Source organism: Thomasclavelia sp., assembly GCF_047249845.1.
Lineage (GTDB): Bacteria > Bacillota_I > Bacilli_A > Erysipelotrichales > Coprobacillaceae > Thomasclavelia.
On sequence record NZ_JBKTWO010000027.1, the window covers coordinates 25276 to 42035 of the forward strand.

Sequence of the window (16760 nt, forward strand, 5' to 3'; positions counted from 1 at the left end):
CTTATAAAAGTGTACTAATAATATTAGAAATAATCAATACTAAAGTTTCAATAACTTTAATACATCCATCACTAATCTTTTTTACTACTAATGATAATGTATTTTCATCATTATCATTAGTAGTTCCATAATCAGTTGTAATTGGCTGTTGTTGTTTTATATCTTCTTCAAACTGCTCAATATTTTGTTCAAACACCGCTTTTTGAACTCCAAAGTCTCCAAGTAATCCATTAATCATAAATAAAAGTAATCCTACCAGGCATAAATCAATTAAAAAATTCTTCATCCGCCTAAATAATCTCCAATCGCTTTAGCAATAATTTCAACGGTTGCCTGGATTTCTTCTTTAGTATTACTTTGAGCTCCAACTTCTATTAAAACCATATTATCACTTATTCCTTGATTATAGTGAGATTTTTTTACATATACCCCTCTACTGATCTTAGGTATTGTTGCATTAGCTAAATCTGATAACTTTTGCGATAACTGATTTACAGCATCAAATTTACCACTACTCTTTCCAACTACAAACATGATCTTTGCATATGATTTGCCATTATAACTAATTGTTGATAATTCTTTAGAAATAGAATCTCGATGAAAATCAATAATTAGATCATAACCACCATTACTTTGCAAACTTTGTTCTAAATACATTTTAGAAACAGAATAGGAATTTTTATAAGCGATATTGTGCACTGCTTTATACCCCTCAAAATCATTTCCTTCAACATCACATTGATAACCCTGATTATTTAAACATTCTTTTAAATAATTAGCCCCTAACACCACATTATACCCATCATATTCTTCTCCTTGATGAGTATTATAAATATGAACTTTTTTATCTTTGGTAATAGGAAAGTTCGTATTTTGTGGATTAGTTGCTACCGGGGTTGAATCATCAGAATTTGAATTAATCGCATTAATAACCTGTGCACTAGAAGAAGTTGATACTTTACTTGGAAGATATACAATCAAACCAACTATAACGGCTAACTTCAATAAAATCAAAAAAATATTTTTTAGTCTCATCTTCATCACCCACTATACTATACAACTAATTGTATGCACGAAATGTAGGAATTAGTACCTTAAAGCATTAATACTTTTACTAATTATTTTTGACATGATCTCACACTGTTCATCGATTTGTTTATCACTTAAAACAAAATTACAATCAATAGGATTTAATACTTCATTAAATAATAATTCCAGCTCACTATCATCAAGCTTTCCAATTTGACCTAACATAACTTCTTTTTGTTCTTCATTTAAACTACCTTGATATTTTTCACGCTTTCCAACTTTTAACTTATTTACTGGATTTAAGCTATCACCAAAATAATCAATCGTATAATTTAATACATCACTAACTAAACTACTTGCATAAATTACGGTAGGAATACCAATTGCAATAACTTTTGCCCCTACGGTTTCTTCGTTAATTGCCTGACGATAATTGCCTATTCCACTACCTGGATTTATCCCTACATCATTAATTTGGATTACATGAGCTAATTTACGATAATTTTTAGCACACAAGGCATCTACCACAATTACTAGATCCACATCTTCTTTATCAACAAGAGCTTTGACAATCTCACTAGATTCCATTCCTGTTTGCACCTTTACCCCAGGGGCGATCCCTAAGATATCATAGTAATGATTTAAAAGTTTGTCTTCGTCATCAAGAAAATGAGTAATTCTAATATCTCTTAGTGTTCTGGGCCCTAAAGCATCATTAGTTAAATATTGATTACCAAGACCAACAATTAATATTTTAGGATAATTGATTTTATCAATTAAGGGTTTTAAATTATTTACTACTTCATCAATAATTACTTGTTGATCTAAATAGTTCTTAAAACTAATCTCAATATATGTCCCAATTCCTTGATTAATACTTTGATGGGCCTTTATAATAGATACCTTTTCTACTTTTACACCATTATTAACATACTCTTCCTTATTATAATGTTTGCCAGCTTCTAGTTGACCTAACGATTCAGTTGCTAAATCACTACGTATATTTTTAAAATTCATCTTATCACCTATCATAAATATCACCAATTCTTTGATTTTAATACATTTTTATCTAAATAATATTGTATCAATTCAAAAAAAAGTTGCATTTAATCAATTAATTATATATAATGTAAAGGCAAGAATAAAGCGAGGTGAAAGATCATGGCAAATATGAAACAACAAATCAAACGTTATAAAAATGATAATGTAAAAAGAGCAAAAAACGCTTCTTATAAATCAGCATTAAAAACTGCAATTAAAAATTTATTAGCTGAAGTTGAAGCTGGAAATAAAGATGGAGCAGTTGAAGCTTACAACGTTGTTGCATCAAAATTAGATGCTTCTGTTTCAAAAGGAATTCATCATAAAAACTATGCTAGTAGACAAAAATCTAGATTAGCTAAATTAGTGAACTCTATCTAATGATAGGGTTTTTATTTTAAAGGAGAAAATTGTATGGAAAGAAAAGATGTTGATATTAAAGATACTTGGGATTTAAGTACTATTTATTGTGACCATGAAAGTTTTTATCATGATCTTGAAAAAACCAAAACATTAATTGATGAACTTGTTAGTTATCAAGGAAAAATATGTAATAGTATAGATAGTTTTTATAACTTTTTAACAACTAAAGACCAAGTTGAACGATTAGTTAATAAATTATACTGTTATGCTCATTTAAATTGTGATGTTGAGCCTAATAATCAAGAATATCAAACTATGATGGCTGCTACGCTCGGAGTTTTAGAGGCTTCCTCAGTTAAGATTTCTTTTATTGATAATGAAATAATTGAAGCCCAGGAAAAAGTTTTAGAATATATTAAAGATCCAAAACTGCAAAAGTATACTTATAAAATTAATTCATTAATGTCTTTTAAGGATCATATCTTACCCAAAGAACAAGAAGAGCTTCTAGCTAAAGCTGAAAGTATTGCCGATACTTCAAGTCAAGTATTTAATGCATTACGTCTTGAATATGATGATGTTCTAGAAAACGGCAAGAGAAAAACTTTAAATAATGCAACTTTAAATCAATTTTTAAAAAGTAAAGATGATAAAGTTCGTAAACAAGCATATACTAACTTTTTTAAAGAATATAAGAAATTTGAAAATGTTTTTGCTCAGACTTTATCAGGAGTAATGAAGAAAGATGCTTTTTATGCAGATGTTCGTAAATTTGATAGTGCTTTAGAAGCAAGTGTTTTTGATGATGATGTTCCAAGTAATCTATTTTTTAAAGTATTAGATAGTGCTAATATTAAATATCGTCATTTATTTCATCGTTATAATCGTTTAAAAAAAGAGCTTTTAAATAAAGAAACAATTTATAATTATGATCTAAATATTCCCTTAGTTTCATCAATAAAAAAAGAATATACGATTGATCAATGCTTTGAAATCATCAATGAATGTTTAAAACCATTTGGTCAAGATTATTTAAAAATCATTAACAAAGCAAGAGACGAGCGCTGGATCGACTATTATCCAACACCCGGAAAAAGAATTGGTGCTTATTCTAGTGGCAGTTATGATACAAATCCCTTTATTTTAATGAATTTCATTGGTGATTATAATTCTCTATCAACTTTGATTCATGAATTAGGTCATAGTGTTCATAGTTATTTATCGAATCAAAATCAAGAATCTGTAAATGCTAGTTATCGTATTTTTGTTGCCGAAGTTGCTTCAACTGTAAATGAGACATTACTAATTAATTATATGATCAATAATGCTAAAAACGATCAAGAAAAAGCGTATTTTATTTATGAACAGCTTGAAAATTGTGTCGGATTGATTTTTAGACAACCAATGTTTGCAGATTTTGAACATAAACTCCACATCATGGCAGAAAATAATGAACCAATATCTTCAAAAGTAATCACTGATTTATATGCAAAATTGAATCAAGAATATTATGGTGATGATGTAATAATGGATGAATTAGTTGGCTGGTCTTGTTATTATGTACCACATTTCTATTATAATTATTATGTTTATAAATATACTTTAGGAATGACTGTTGCTTTAGCAATCGTTAATCGGATTTTAAAAGGTGATCAAAACCAAGTTGATAATTATCTAAATTTCTTAAAATCAGGAGGTAGTGCAGCTCCTGTAGAGCTACTAAAAAAAGCTGGTGTTGATCCTTTGAATGATCAAATATATGAAGATGCATTTAGTTATTTTGAAGACTTATTAAACCAATTTGAGACAATCAAAAAAACTAAAAAAGATGTTTAGAGAATCATAATTGATTCCTCAAACATCTTTTTATTACTCTTTTGTCTTTTTCTTTTTTGGAAGAACTAGACTTAATAACAATGATATAACAAATACCCCAGCTACAGCATTTCCATTAAAAATATCTCCTACTGCCGTTGGGAAAGCTGCAAAAAAATTACCAGATGTTTGTGTTAAACCAACACCAATACAAAAAGCTAGAGATACAATAATCATCGTACGATCATCAAATTCGTTTTCTTTAAGCATTTTAATTCCCTCATACATAATTGAACCAAACATCATAACTGTACAACCACCTAATACAGCTTGTGGCAATGAATTAAAAAATGCTCCTAACGGTGGAAATAATGAAGCTAAAATTAAAATTAAAGCTCCCATTAAAATTGTAAAGCGATTAATGACTTTAGTCATCGTAACTAATCCAACATTTTGGCTAAAGGATGTTAATGGAATACATCCAAAACAACCTGAAACAGCACTAGAGAAACCATCAACTGCTAAAGAACCCTGTAATTCCTCCATTTTGATATCACGCCCTAAAGCACCTGTACATACCGCAGTTGTAGCCCCTGTTGTTTCTGCAGCAGACACTAAAAATACAATTGCAATCGTAAAAAACGCACCCAAATCAAATACTGGTATATGACTAGTAAAAAATACTAACTTAGGAATACTAAAAATCCCAACTTCACTAATAGTTTTAGATATTCCAGAAAAATCTATCATTGGTGCAATATTCGCAACTGTAAAAATTATTGATAATAAATATCCAAAAATTAATCCAACTAAAATATTTAAATTTTTATAGACACCTTTTAATAAATAGCGTGATACTAAACAAACGATTAAAGTAAATGCTCCAATTAATAAATGATACCAAGCCCCAAAATCACTTACACCATTTCCGCCACCCCAGGAATCCATACCAACAGATAAAAGTGAAAGTCCAATTGCAATTACTACACAGGCAGATACTACTGGCGTTAAAAAACGTTTCCAGTACTTCGCACTCAACCCTACTAAACCTTCAAAAATCCCACCTAAAATAACTGCACCAATCATTCCTTCATATCCTAATTGTGGATTTGTACATATGACTAGTAAACTACCTAAAAAAGTAAAGCTCACACCCATTACAATCGGAAGCTTTGAACCAATCTTCCAAACCGGATAAAGCTGCATACAAGTTCCAATACCAGCTACAAACATTGCACATTGTAACAACTGAGTAATTTCAGCAGAAGTTAGATGTTCCCCTGTACCTCTCACGATAGCAGCACCACAAACAATCAACACTGGCGCTAAATTAGAAACAAACATCGCCAAAACATGCTGCAGTCCAAAAGGTATCGCTTTTTTTAATGGAACACGCCCATTTAATACATAAATATTTTCTGTACTTATTGATGTAACTTTTTTCTCTTTATTATTCTCCATAATTAATACCCTCATTTTTATTTTAATATTTTATCTATATCTTTTAGTGTCATCTTATAAAATCAAGACCTAAATATCTATAAAAAGCGATAGAATTTTACCATACTTACAAATAAATATCTACTATTTATCCCACATTTCTCTTTATAAAATAATAGTTCATTTATTTTCATAAATATATAATGATATGTTATAATTTTATCGAGGTGAAATTCATGAAAAGAGATGAAACAAGAGCTATCAAAGTAGGTAGCCTTACTATTGGTGGTAATAATGAAGTAATTATTCAATCAATGACAAATACTAAAACTAAAGATATAGAAGCTACTGTTAAACAAATTAATGATTTAGCAAATACTGGCTGTCAATTAGTTCGTTTAGCTGTATTAAATATGGAAGATGCTTTAGCAATTAAAGAGATCAAAGCACAAGTAACTGTTCCTCTAGTAGCAGATATCCATTTTGACTATCGGCTTGCCCTCCAGGCTATAGAATCAGGGATTGACAAAATTAGAATTAATCCTGGAAACATCGGTTCTATTGATAAAGTAAAATTAGTAGTAGAAGCTTGTAAAAAAAGACAAATTCCCATTAGAATAGGGGTTAATGGGGGTTCATTAGAAAAAGATATTTTAGAAAAATATGGTCGTCCTACTGCAAAAGGAATGATTGAAAGTGCTCAAAAACATGTTGAAATATTAGAGAATCTAGGTTTCTATGATATTTGTATCTCTTTAAAATCATCTAATACCTTACTTACAATAGAAGCTTATCAATTAGCTAGTAAAACTTTCCCTTATCCATTGCATATTGGAGTTACTGAAGCCGGTACAAAACTAGGCGGAACAATTAAATCCAGCTTAGGAATTGGAACTATTTTATATCAGGGAATTGGTAATACGATTAGAGTATCATTAAGTGATAGTCCTATTGAAGAGATAAAGGTTGCTAAAACATTATTAAAGGAATTAGAGTTAATTGATAATGTCCCTACCTTAGTTTCATGCCCTACCTGTGGTAGAATTCAATATGATTTAATCCCTATTGCTAAAGAAATCGAAGATTTTTTAAATACAATCAAAGCCAATATTACAGTTGCAATAATGGGGTGTGCTGTTAATGGCCCTGGTGAAGCAAAACATGCTGATATCGGTATTGCTGGAGGAATCAATGAAGGATTATTGATTAAAAAAGGGAAAATTATTCGTAAGGTTAAACAAGAAGATATTGTTAAAGAATTGAAAAAAGAAATATTAGAAATGATTAAGTAGCTTAGTGCTACTTTTTTTATTTATGCATATTATTTAATATGGAGGGCAGATAATGAGCAATAGTAGTTATGACCATTTATTTAGTCTTGATTTTAATAAATTTAAGGAACTTGTGTATGAACAAGGTGTTGATATTGATGAAAAACAATTATTAATTATCTATGATCTTATTCAAAATAATCGCTACGCATTAGTAGATAGTCATTATAATGAAGTACTGTATAATTATATAAGTGAAAAGACAAGTACTTCTACTTGCCTTAAAATAAAATCATTTTTAATTAATTTTCCTAATTATTTTAAATTCGGATTAAAAATTTGATTTTTAAACATTTCAATCTCTTCTTTATATGGAGCAATTTTTTCAATATACGGTGTTTCTAAAATTTTAGGAACATCTTTTAATTTTTCATGATGAACGATCATATTAAGAATATCAAAGCCAATATGACCATAACCAATATTTTCATGTCGATCTTTACTAGCTCCACATTCATTTTTAGAATCATTAACATGAACAACTAATAAACGCTCCAAACCAATCTTTTGATCAAATTCAGCTAAAATATCATCAAACTTAGCTAAATCATAACCAGCATCATGTAAATGACAAGTATCTAAACATACGCCCAAACAATCATTATTATCCACATGGTCAATAATGTATTTGATTTCATCAAATGATCGTCCGCATTCTGATCCTTTACCAGCCATAGTTTCTAATGCTATTTTAACATTCCCACAATCTTTAGTTGCCTCATTTAACCCTTCAACAATTCTATCTAAACCAATCTGACTTCCTGCTCCAACATGAGCTCCTGGATGTAAAACTAATTTTGTCATTCCCAATGCTTTGCAGCGTTCGATTTCTTGTTTTAAAAAACTGACCGCTAATTCAAAAGTTTCTGGTTTAGTTGTATTTGCTAAATTAATAATATATGGTGCATGAACTATAACATTATTAATATCAATACCATTTTCTTCCATAAGTTCTTTAGCCTCATCGGCTCTTAACTGTTCTACTGGTTTACGAGCTGTATTTTGAGGTGCTCCAGTATAAAACATAAAGGTATTAGCATGATATGACAAAGCTTCTTTAACTGATCCTAATAACATCTCTTTACCAGACATTGATACATGACTTCCAATTATCATTAATTTTCCACCTCATTTCTTTTTTCACGTTGAGCAGCTCTTGCTCGTTCCTTTTTTTGACGTCTAATATCATCTTGAATCATTTGACGTCTTTGCTTTCTAACAACTTGCTCAACTTCACGTTTCCTTTTTTTCTTATAACCTGGTTTAACCTTTTTTGGTCTTCGGATAATACTTTGAACTTTTTTTTCTAATTCTGTTTGTTGCTTAGGACGTTTTGTTCTTTTTAGACGTTCTCCTAAATCTACAAATTGATTATTTTTAATCGTCATATTCTTAAAAGAGATACCTTTTCTCTCTAAAATTCTTAAATTATCCTCATCGCTAGTATCATACATACTATAACAAATTCCTGTATAATTTCCCCGTCCACTTCGACCACTGCGGTGAATATAGAAATCAGCTTCTTTAGGAAGTTCCATATTTATGACATGAGAAACTCCATCTATATCAATTCCTCTTGCAGCAATATCTGTAGCAACAATATATTGATATTCATTGTTATGAATTCTACGCATCATTTGTTTACGCTCACGAGGTTCTAAGTCTCCATGAATCTCCCCAACTTTAAATCCATCCTCACGTAACTTTTTAGTAATTCTAGCAACCTCATCACGTTTATTTGCAAAAATAATACAAATATATGGATCAATTGTCATCATTATCTTCTTTAAAACCTCATAACGATTTTGATGTTTTGTAGCTAATAAGATATGTTCAACATTATCAGTAGTTACTTTATCATCATCAATTTCGATTATTATTGGTGTCTTCATATATTTTTTTAAGAATGGTCTAAGCATCTGAGGAATTGTTGCTGAAAAAACCATCATATTTAAATCATCTTTCATTTTACCAGCAACAGCATCTATATCTTCTAAATACCCAAACTCTAATGTCATATCAGCTTCATCAATAACAAAAGTAGATGCTGTAGTTATTTTTAAAGCTTGTTCGTCTAATGAGAGATCTTTAATCCTACCTGGTGTCCCAATAATGATATGTGGCTGTGTAGATAATTTATTAACAGCTTTTTGACGATCACTACCTCCAATCATTAAAGATACCCGAATATCTTTATTATATTTAACAAATAACTTAGCGTTATTATAGATTTGTGTTGCCAATTCCCTGGTTGGTGCGGTAATTACTGCTTGGACAAAATCATCATTAGTATTTATACGATCCATGATTGGTAATAAAAATGCATGTGTTTTACCAGTTCCAGTTTGTGAAATACCAATTATATCATTATTTTTATATACTAAAGGAATTACTTTTTCCTGAATTGAAGTTGGTTTGGTGAAACCTAATTCATTAATTGTTTGATAACAAAATTCTTGAAATTTATAATTTTCAAATTTATTCATCTTTTTCCTCCTTTTCTTTGATAAATTCAATTAATTTTATCACAACCATAATAAAATGCAAATAAATTTATTTATAATTCTTTCTTTACATATTTTGATATATTTAATGAAAAAAATACCTGCTTAACAGTTATTTGTTGATATGCACAAATAAAAAAAAATTACATAAAATATATTAAAGGAGGGATAACATGAACCCATTCTATGATGAGAATTTCTACTATGATAATTTTAATCCACAAATCTATCCGATGAATCAAATAAATCCACTTGATCGTAAAATGAAAACTAAGATGAATTTAAAAAAATCCTTACACTATGCTACAAAAACTATTTATACGATCAACCAGGTAATACCATTAATTTATCAAATTCGTCCTATTATTAATAATACAAAAAATGCATTTCGTGTCATTCAAGCAGTAAATCATATTAATGATATTGATTTTGACGAAGTAGAACAAAATATCACTCCAATTAATGAAGATGAAACAAAAAATACCACTAATGATGACGTACAGTTTGAAAATATGATACAATAGCTTCGGGGTGATTATATGAAAGTTTATCAAGTTGTTCCTCGAGGTTATTGTAAAGGTGTTATTCGTGCTATAGAAATTGCTAAAAAACAAGCTTATCAAGATAATACCTATATTTTAGGAATGATTGTGCATAATCAATATATTGTTGATGCTCTAGATAATTTAGGCATTAAAACTATTGATAAAAAAGGGGCTTCACGTGAAGAACTCCTTAATCAGGTTAATCAAGGTACAATAATTATCACTGCACATGGTGCAAGCGAACAAATAATCAGCAAGGCTCGTGAAAAAAATTTAAATGTAATTGATGCTACTTGTCCAGATGTTATTAAAACCCATGATTTAATAAAAAAGTATTTAAATAGACAAACAGAAATTCTCTATATAGGTAAAAGTGGTCATCCTGAATCTGAAGGAGCTTTATCTATTGATTCTAAACATATACATTTAATTGAATCGAAAAAGGATATTGATGACTTAAATCCAAACTTAAATTATGTTATGACAAACCAAACCACAATGTCTTTGTATGATGTATATGATTTATGTGAATATGCAAAAAGTGTACTTAAAAATATAACAATCGCTAAAGAAACATGTCAAGCAACAACAATCAGACAAGAAGCAATTGCAAAAATCAATGATGATGTAGATGTGGTCTTTATTGTAGGCGATCCGCATTCTAACAATACCCGAAAGTTAGCTAGTATATCCTCTAGTAAAGCTAAAAAAACTACTTATATGATTGAAAGTGTAAATGATATTACTATAGATATGTTAAAAGATAAAAAAGTTGCAGCTATTAGTTCTGGAGCTTCTACTCCAACTTATTTAACAAATCAAGTAATCAATTATTTACAACAATTTGATTATCTTAATCCTTCAACCTATATAAAACCAGATATAGATTTAAATAAAATTTTATAAATTAATCCCCTATTAAAGGGGATTTTTAATATTTTAAAACTATCAATATTAAATATAATAGGAGAGTTAATTAAAAACTTAACTCTCCTATTATTTATATTTATTAGCCTTTTATTATTCAACTATATTATCTACTAAATTTACATCAGGTATTAATCTTAAATTTAAATATGCAGAAACTAAATCTCTATACATTTGATCTACCTCTGTTTGTATATGAGGCGTTTGTATCATTTCGACTGCAGCTTCATAAACTGGATAATACATATTCCAAGACGTTTCAGTATACTTAGTTCCATCTAAATCTTTACATTTATTTACAAAACTTTCTAATAAATCTTTATTCGCAATATTTTCTACTTTAATATTAACCGTAACTGCATTACCAGAAAGATCAGTTAATATTACATCCTCACTGCCATTTGTCATAAAGACTTTTGTAAATTTCATTCCTGTACTATCTACAGTCCATCCTTCACCGGTGATCGTTGCTTGTTCATCAGTTGTAATTGTTACTTTTACATCACCATATGTTGGTTCGGTTAATGAATATTCTACTGTGTAATTTGGAGCAGTTATATCTAAATCAGGTATTAATCTTAAACTTAAATACGCACGAACCAAATTTTCATACATCTGATCTATTTCAGCTTGTAAATGCGGTGTTTTTAACATTTCAACTGCTGCCTCATAAACTGGATAATACATATTCCAAGATGCTTCAGTATACTTAGTTTCATCTAAATCTTTACATTTATTTACAAAACTTTCTAATAAATCTTTATTCGCAATATTTTCTACTTTAATATTAACCGTAACTGCATTACCAGAAAGATCAGTTAATACTACATCCTCACTACTATTTTTCGTGAAAACTTTTGTAAATATCATTCCTGTACTATCTGTTGTCCATCCCTCACCAGTAATTGACGCTTGTTCATTAGTAGTAATTGTTACCATAACTGAATCATAAGTTGGATTTATTTCTGAATAATCTATCGTATATTCTGGAGCAGTTGTATCAATTACTTGAACAATCCTTGATGCGTATGCAGTATTTCCTGAGGAATCTTCAGCTTTATATTCTAATTTATACCAACCTAGTCTAGAAACATCTACCTCATCTAAAAATTCTGTTGAAGTTTCCAATTCTGCTTGAGTTGGGGCATAAATAACTTTATTTAATAATACTGAAATAGTTTCACCTGAATTATCAGTTGCTGTTGGATTAATATCAACAAATGGTTTATTTAATTCATGAGTTGTAATTAATTCTATATCACCTAAATCAATTACAGGTACAGTTGTATCAACAACTTTTACTGATAACCTAGGATTAATTCTATTTCCAGCAGCATCTGTAATATAGAAAGAGAATGAATTTGCATATGACCCTATTTTTCTAATATCAAGTTTTGAACTATTTTGATTCCACCATTTATCTTCGACAACACTTACAACGTTTTCATCTGTTATATATTGTTTTTGTTCTTCTAAAATTTCAGCTACTTGTTCTGGCATTAAATATCCATTAGCCGCATTTGCATCTACTTCAACTGTGATAAACCATTTTTCTGGTTTATATTCAGGTACTTTTTTATCGATATTAGTAATTTTTACAGTAACATTCCCAGGATTTCCAACTAAATCATAAATATTAAATGTCTCGTCTACATTTGAAGAATATTCTCTATTAAATGTTCTATCAGCTGTTTTTATCCAACCTAACTTAATAAGCTCTTCATCATTAATATCTTCATTTGTAACTAATGTGACAACTACATTATCTCGAGTAGGTTCAGTTGTTGAATAAGTTATTTGAGCAATTGGTGCCGTTTTATCAACAGTAAATGTCTCATCACCTAAATTACCTGCACGATCATTAAAACTTAATGTTACGTCTGTAGTTTTATAAAAATAACTATAATATTCAGCTGCATAATCATTGTTATCTGGATCTACTGCTTTCCATGATGACGTGTTATTTATTTTCACTGGTTCACTAAATATAACATTTACCTTTATTCTACCATTTTCTTCACTTTCATACTTTTGCTCTATATTAACTACAACCGGCATTGTTTTATCAATAACAAAATTTACAGTTGTTTCATTCCCTGCCTTATCTACTGCACTAATAATATAATTTCCTTCATCAGTAAATGTAGTTGGAATATTTTCTGTATACTTTATACCATTTATTTTAACATAATCTAAATGTTCCTCATCTATTGTATAAGTAACATCATTTTTATAGTATTTATTGTTTTCAATTCCATTAATAACTGGTGCTATTCGATCAATTTGATCAATTACAACCGTAATTGTCTTTTTATTACCCGCTAGATCTTGAAGTTCAAAATCATAAGTGCCATTTTCAGTAAAGCTTTTTACATAGTTAACCTTATCATCACTTTGTACATTTTTTGTCCAACCTTCAGGTGTTAAAATTTCTTCATCACATTCTAAAGTAACTTCTACATTACCATTAGTAAATTCGCCTTTAGCAACAGAATAAGACAACTCTGTTCTAGCAAAGGTTTTATCAATATTATTAACATCAATATCTACATATGATACATTTCCTGCAAAGTCACTTATTGCTAAATCACTAATACTAGTATTATTCTCAAATACTTTTTGATATGTCTGGTTATCTATTTTAGTCCAGCCATCAATCTCATGAATCCCACCATAACCATTATACAACTCATTTGTTGCTCTAATTGTAACTATAACGGCTTCATTTGTTGGCGTAGTTTTACTATATTGTACATCTAGAATTGGTTTATCAATATCATATATAAATGTATAGATCGATTTATTATTATAAATATCAAATACTTGTACAGTATTTATTTTATTCTTTTTATAATAACCTTTTAAATTTATATAATTAGCATCATTCCAGACACCTTTTCTATCTAATCTATTTGTTTCATTTACTAATAGATGACTCAATCCACTCATATCATATAATTTTAAATCAAGATAAGAATAATATCCTATCCCTTCTACTTCACTACCTGTAAATTTAGAAGGATATACTTTTGGTCCAGATGTATCTACAACCTCTACATCTCTAACAGCAGCTTTTTCAACAAAGTTTCCAGCTTCATCACAAATATTATACCAAACAGTATAGTTTCCAACTTTATCCATTGTAGTAACTTCTTCATAAATACCGTTATTGTTATAGTGATAAACCATCTTTACGTCAATATCCTCGGATTTACTTACATTGTCTAAAAGAGTATATTCTTCTGAATATTTTGCCCCTAATTCAATTGTATATTTGTTTAAATCAATGGTATTAAGCTCAATACTTGGTGCTGTTATATCATAAATGAACTCATAACTTCCACCTAAATATAAATCTCCCCTATCATCAGTAAAAAAGATTTCTATTTTATTTGTTTGTCCCTCATTTAACCATTTTTTTACATTAGACAATGATATATCCGACCATTTACTAGGTGCTAAACCTAGTTTTTGATTATTTAAACGAATTTCAGTAAAAGCTTCTGTACATGCAATTTTAAAATGTGCACTTGAAAATATTTTCTTTTTTGCATCCCCAACAAATTCATTGTCAACTGGAGTAATAGAACCAATTGCACTTTGCATTTGTCTACTTTGATTAATTAATAATTCTTCAGCATTTATCGTTTTTAAAGAAGCCGAAACGGGAATTACTGCACTAGCAACTAATGTAAATGCCAAAGTGATTTTTGATATTTTTTTACACATTCTCTTTTTCTTCATGATAATTACCTCATTTATGTGTTCATACACATATTCACCTTTCTTTTAAATTAAATAATTTTTTTATTTGAAACCCTATAAAATTGATTAAATCAATTAATCTTATTGAAGTATCTTAAATATTAATACATAAACTGGTAAAATTTAATCTAAATTACATAATTCATTAAAATACTTCAGCCCCTTATATCTCCCTCCTTTTTAATGATTCTTTTATAAGGGTCTCTGATAAATTTACTAAAAATAAGAACAATTAATTATATTAGTATATACTAATATTATACACATCAATCACTTTTTTTTCAATCAAACCTCCTATGATAATATATCTAGACAATAATAATTTATAATAAAAGATAGCTTATTAAGCTATCTAATATATATAGTAGTCTTTTAAATTCGAAGTAATAACATCTATATCTTTATCTTTCAATAAATCTTTTACTTTACTTTCCATTATTACTTCAATATGATGTGGCACATCAATCAATACAATATCATGATCATAGGCATATTTAGCATGACGATGTTTTGTATCACCTGTAATATAAGCATCTACTTTACCCACTAAATATTCTAAATCATCACTACCACTACCACCACAAATAGCAATTGTCTTAATTAATCTTTCTTTACCTGCATATTTTACTGGAAGATTAAAAGTATTTCTAATTCTAGCCACCAGCTCACTCGTTAGACACGGCTTATTCAAAATAGCCTGTTTTCCAACCTGAATATCATCATAACACTTTACATCATGAACATCTAACTCATTGATCAACCAATCATTCATTGAAATACCATCTTTGCCTTGATCTAGACAAGTATGTAAACTATAAACAACTACATTATTTGTTATTGATAATTTAACAAATTTACCATGATGATTATCAAAACTTAGATTATCTATTTTTTCAAGTAGAAATGGATGATGCGTTATTAACATCTGACAATTTTTATCTATTGCTAATTGTAAACTTTGTAAATCTGCATTCAATGAAATCATAACACGATTTATTTCTTGATTTATGTTACCAATTTGCATACCACACTTATCCCATGACTGTTGCAAATTTAAAGGAAAATAATTTTCTAAATGATTAATTATTTCATAAGCTTTCATGTAGTACCTCTTTAATCATTTTCATTTTAGCATTTATTTCATTATAGCGCGGATGATCATGAGATAATGTATTTTGAATCTTTTTATATACAAAATATTGTTTTTTCCACTTTTCTTTAAATAAGGGTGTTTGGTTATTAATCAAGATTGGACCAAACTCTTCATCTCTTTGACTATAGGTAACAGCTTTGTTTTTCCTTGCCGTAACAACCATTACTTCATATATATGCCCACCATCTTTGACCATCTGCTCATCAATAATAATCCAATCATTAGCAAATAAATATTTTCTTAAATGATCATTATTAGCATTTGCTTGCAAAAACATTACTTGTATATTTTTTAAGTATTCCGGATGTTCATCAAGAATTTCACATATTAAATATGCTCCCATTCCAGCAATACTAATCATATCAACTTGTCGCTCTAAAATTGGATCCAATCCACTACCTAGTAATGGAAAAACTTGATTATCTAACTTATATTGTTTTATCGTATCTTTAGAAGAATCAAGCGGTCCTTTAGCTACATCACAAGCATATGCACTTGTTATAACTTGATTTTCAACTAGATAACAAGGTAGATACCCATGATCTGTTCCGATATCTGCCAAAACACTTCCTTGTTTATATTTGATGATTACATCTGCAATTAATTGTAATCTTTTTGATAGTTTCATTTTAACGATCCAAAAAATCCTTTAATCTCTTTGAACGTGAAGGATGCTTTAATTTACGTAATGCTTTAGCCTCGATTTGACGAATTCTTTCTCTAGTTACACTAAATTCTTTCCCTACTTCTTCTAACGTTCTAGTCCGTCCATCATCTAATCCAAATCTTAACCGTAATACTTTTTCTTCACGATCAGTTAATTCTAATAAGACTTCATTCAATTCAT

16 protein-coding genes are annotated in these 16760 nt (G+C 29.0%); 6 read left to right on the plus strand and 10 right to left on the minus strand.

Annotation, left to right across the window (positions count from 1 at the left end):
* Position 1 precedes the first annotated feature (1 nt).
* From ACLR9T_RS08310 to gpr, 3 genes are read right to left on the minus strand one after another with little or no spacing between them, the layout of a single operon-like run.
* Positions 2 to 286, minus strand: coding sequence for a hypothetical protein (locus tag ACLR9T_RS08310; RefSeq protein WP_413109076.1), 285 nt, complete (start codon positions 284 to 286; stop codon positions 2 to 4).
* A complete protein-coding gene (gene spoIIP, locus ACLR9T_RS08315) occupies positions 283 to 1035 on the minus strand; it encodes a stage II sporulation protein P (protein ID WP_413109077.1) in 753 nt (250 codons plus the stop codon). Before spoIIP ends, ACLR9T_RS08310 begins: the two co-directional genes overlap by 4 nt.
* Positions 1036 to 1086: 51 nt before the next feature.
* Positions 1087 to 2046 carry a GPR endopeptidase gene (gene gpr, locus ACLR9T_RS08320; protein WP_413109078.1) on the minus strand — a complete coding sequence of 320 codons (960 nt, stop codon included), beginning with the start codon at positions 2044 to 2046 and terminating at the stop codon, positions 1087 to 1089.
* Between the two features lie 144 nt (positions 2047 to 2190).
* On the opposite strand from gpr, the gene rpsT reads away from it, so the two are divergent.
* Positions 2191 to 2451, plus strand: coding sequence for a 30S ribosomal protein S20 (gene rpsT / locus ACLR9T_RS08325; protein WP_413109079.1), 261 nt, complete (start codon positions 2191 to 2193; stop codon positions 2449 to 2451).
* 33 nt (positions 2452 to 2484) lie between these two features.
* On the plus strand, positions 2485 to 4269 hold the full coding sequence (pepF, locus tag ACLR9T_RS08330; RefSeq protein WP_413109080.1) for an oligoendopeptidase F: 1785 nt from the start codon (positions 2485 to 2487) through the stop codon (positions 4267 to 4269).
* Positions 4270 to 4302: 33 nt separating this feature from the next.
* Here pepF and ACLR9T_RS08335 read toward each other — a convergent pair whose 3' ends face one another.
* The gene (locus ACLR9T_RS08335) at positions 4303 to 5709 is read right to left on the minus strand and encodes a uracil-xanthine permease family protein (RefSeq protein ID WP_413109081.1); all 1407 of its coding nucleotides are present in this window, start codon (positions 5707 to 5709) and stop codon (positions 4303 to 4305) included.
* 215 nt (positions 5710 to 5924) lie between these two features.
* Here ACLR9T_RS08335 and ispG point away from each other — a divergent pair, with 215 nt between their 5' ends.
* Together ispG and ACLR9T_RS08345 are read left to right on the plus strand one after the other, a co-directional pair.
* Positions 5925 to 6980 carry a flavodoxin-dependent (E)-4-hydroxy-3-methylbut-2-enyl-diphosphate synthase gene (ispG, locus tag ACLR9T_RS08340; protein WP_413109082.1) on the plus strand — a complete coding sequence of 352 codons (1056 nt, stop codon included), beginning with the start codon at positions 5925 to 5927 and terminating at the stop codon, positions 6978 to 6980.
* Between the two features lie 52 nt (positions 6981 to 7032).
* Positions 7033 to 7302: a hypothetical protein gene (locus ACLR9T_RS08345; RefSeq protein ID WP_413109083.1), complete on the plus strand. Its 270-nt coding sequence runs from the start codon at positions 7033 to 7035 to the stop codon at positions 7300 to 7302.
* Here the strand turns inward: ACLR9T_RS08345 and ACLR9T_RS08350 are convergent.
* Together ACLR9T_RS08350 and ACLR9T_RS08355 are read right to left on the minus strand one after the other, a co-directional pair.
* Positions 7275 to 8135, minus strand: coding sequence for a deoxyribonuclease IV (locus tag ACLR9T_RS08350; RefSeq protein WP_413109084.1), 861 nt, complete (start codon positions 8133 to 8135; stop codon positions 7275 to 7277). The two genes, ACLR9T_RS08345 and ACLR9T_RS08350, sit on opposite strands and share 28 nt — an antisense overlap.
* On the minus strand, positions 8135 to 9505 hold the full coding sequence (locus ACLR9T_RS08355) for a DEAD/DEAH box helicase (protein ID WP_413109085.1): 1371 nt from the start codon (positions 9503 to 9505) through the stop codon (positions 8135 to 8137). The genes ACLR9T_RS08350 and ACLR9T_RS08355 overlap by 1 nt, the downstream gene beginning before the upstream one ends.
* 191 nt (positions 9506 to 9696) lie before the next feature.
* On the opposite strand from ACLR9T_RS08355, the gene ACLR9T_RS08360 reads away from it, so the two are divergent.
* Entirely contained in the window at positions 9697 to 10047 is a 351-nt protein-coding gene (locus tag ACLR9T_RS08360) for a hypothetical protein (protein WP_413109086.1), read from the plus strand.
* A 15-nt stretch (positions 10048 to 10062) separates the two neighbouring features.
* The gene (locus ACLR9T_RS08365; RefSeq protein WP_413109087.1) at positions 10063 to 10974 is read left to right on the plus strand and encodes a 4-hydroxy-3-methylbut-2-enyl diphosphate reductase; all 912 of its coding nucleotides are present in this window, start codon (positions 10063 to 10065) and stop codon (positions 10972 to 10974) included.
* A gap of 114 nt (positions 10975 to 11088) precedes the next feature.
* Here ACLR9T_RS08365 and ACLR9T_RS08370 read toward each other — a convergent pair whose 3' ends face one another.
* The 4 genes from ACLR9T_RS08370 to ACLR9T_RS08385 form a co-directional block, all read right to left on the minus strand.
* Positions 11089 to 14739, minus strand: coding sequence for a hypothetical protein (locus ACLR9T_RS08370; protein ID WP_413109088.1), 3651 nt, complete (start codon positions 14737 to 14739; stop codon positions 11089 to 11091).
* A gap of 373 nt (positions 14740 to 15112) precedes the next feature.
* Positions 15113 to 15862: a Nif3-like dinuclear metal center hexameric protein gene (locus tag ACLR9T_RS08375; protein WP_413109089.1), complete on the minus strand. Its 750-nt coding sequence runs from the start codon at positions 15860 to 15862 to the stop codon at positions 15113 to 15115.
* A complete protein-coding gene (locus ACLR9T_RS08380) occupies positions 15849 to 16541 on the minus strand; it encodes a tRNA (adenine(22)-N(1))-methyltransferase (protein WP_413109090.1) in 693 nt (230 codons plus the stop codon). Before ACLR9T_RS08380 ends, ACLR9T_RS08375 begins: the two co-directional genes overlap by 14 nt.
* Before the next feature lies 1 nt (position 16542).
* Positions 16543 to 16760 (minus strand): sigma factor-like helix-turn-helix DNA-binding protein (locus ACLR9T_RS08385; RefSeq protein WP_413109091.1); only part of this gene is annotated, 218 nt, incomplete at its 5' end.

What these genes read in the sequence shown, in the direction of transcription:
- ACLR9T_RS08310 (WP_413109076.1), bottom strand. Translation starts at nt 286, where the DNA reads ATGAAGAATTTTTTAATTGATTTATGCCTGGTAGGATTACTTTTATTT.
- spoIIP (WP_413109077.1), bottom strand. Translation starts at nt 1,035, where the DNA reads ATGAGACTAAAAAATATTTTTTTGATTTTATTGAAGTTAGCCGTTATA.
- gpr (WP_413109078.1), bottom strand. Translation starts at nt 2,046, where the DNA reads ATGAATTTTAAAAATATACGTAGTGATTTAGCAACTGAATCGTTAGGT.
- rpsT (WP_413109079.1), top strand. Translation starts at nt 2,191, where the DNA reads ATGGCAAATATGAAACAACAAATCAAACGTTATAAAAATGATAATGTA.
- pepF (WP_413109080.1), top strand. Translation starts at nt 2,485, where the DNA reads ATGGAAAGAAAAGATGTTGATATTAAAGATACTTGGGATTTAAGTACT.
- ACLR9T_RS08335 (WP_413109081.1), bottom strand. Translation starts at nt 5,709, where the DNA reads ATGGAGAATAATAAAGAGAAAAAAGTTACATCAATAAGTACAGAAAAT.
- ispG (WP_413109082.1), top strand. Translation starts at nt 5,925, where the DNA reads ATGAAAAGAGATGAAACAAGAGCTATCAAAGTAGGTAGCCTTACTATT.
- ACLR9T_RS08345 (WP_413109083.1), top strand. Translation starts at nt 7,033, where the DNA reads ATGAGCAATAGTAGTTATGACCATTTATTTAGTCTTGATTTTAATAAA.
- ACLR9T_RS08350 (WP_413109084.1), bottom strand. Translation starts at nt 8,135, where the DNA reads ATGATAATTGGAAGTCATGTATCAATGTCTGGTAAAGAGATGTTATTA.
- ACLR9T_RS08355 (WP_413109085.1), bottom strand. Translation starts at nt 9,505, where the DNA reads ATGAATAAATTTGAAAATTATAAATTTCAAGAATTTTGTTATCAAACA.
- ACLR9T_RS08360 (WP_413109086.1), top strand. Translation starts at nt 9,697, where the DNA reads ATGAACCCATTCTATGATGAGAATTTCTACTATGATAATTTTAATCCA.
- ACLR9T_RS08365 (WP_413109087.1), top strand. Translation starts at nt 10,063, where the DNA reads ATGAAAGTTTATCAAGTTGTTCCTCGAGGTTATTGTAAAGGTGTTATT.
- ACLR9T_RS08370 (WP_413109088.1), bottom strand. Translation starts at nt 14,739, where the DNA reads ATGAAGAAAAAGAGAATGTGTAAAAAAATATCAAAAATCACTTTGGCA.
- ACLR9T_RS08375 (WP_413109089.1), bottom strand. Translation starts at nt 15,862, where the DNA reads ATGAAAGCTTATGAAATAATTAATCATTTAGAAAATTATTTTCCTTTA.
- ACLR9T_RS08380 (WP_413109090.1), bottom strand. Translation starts at nt 16,541, where the DNA reads ATGAAACTATCAAAAAGATTACAATTAATTGCAGATGTAATCATCAAA.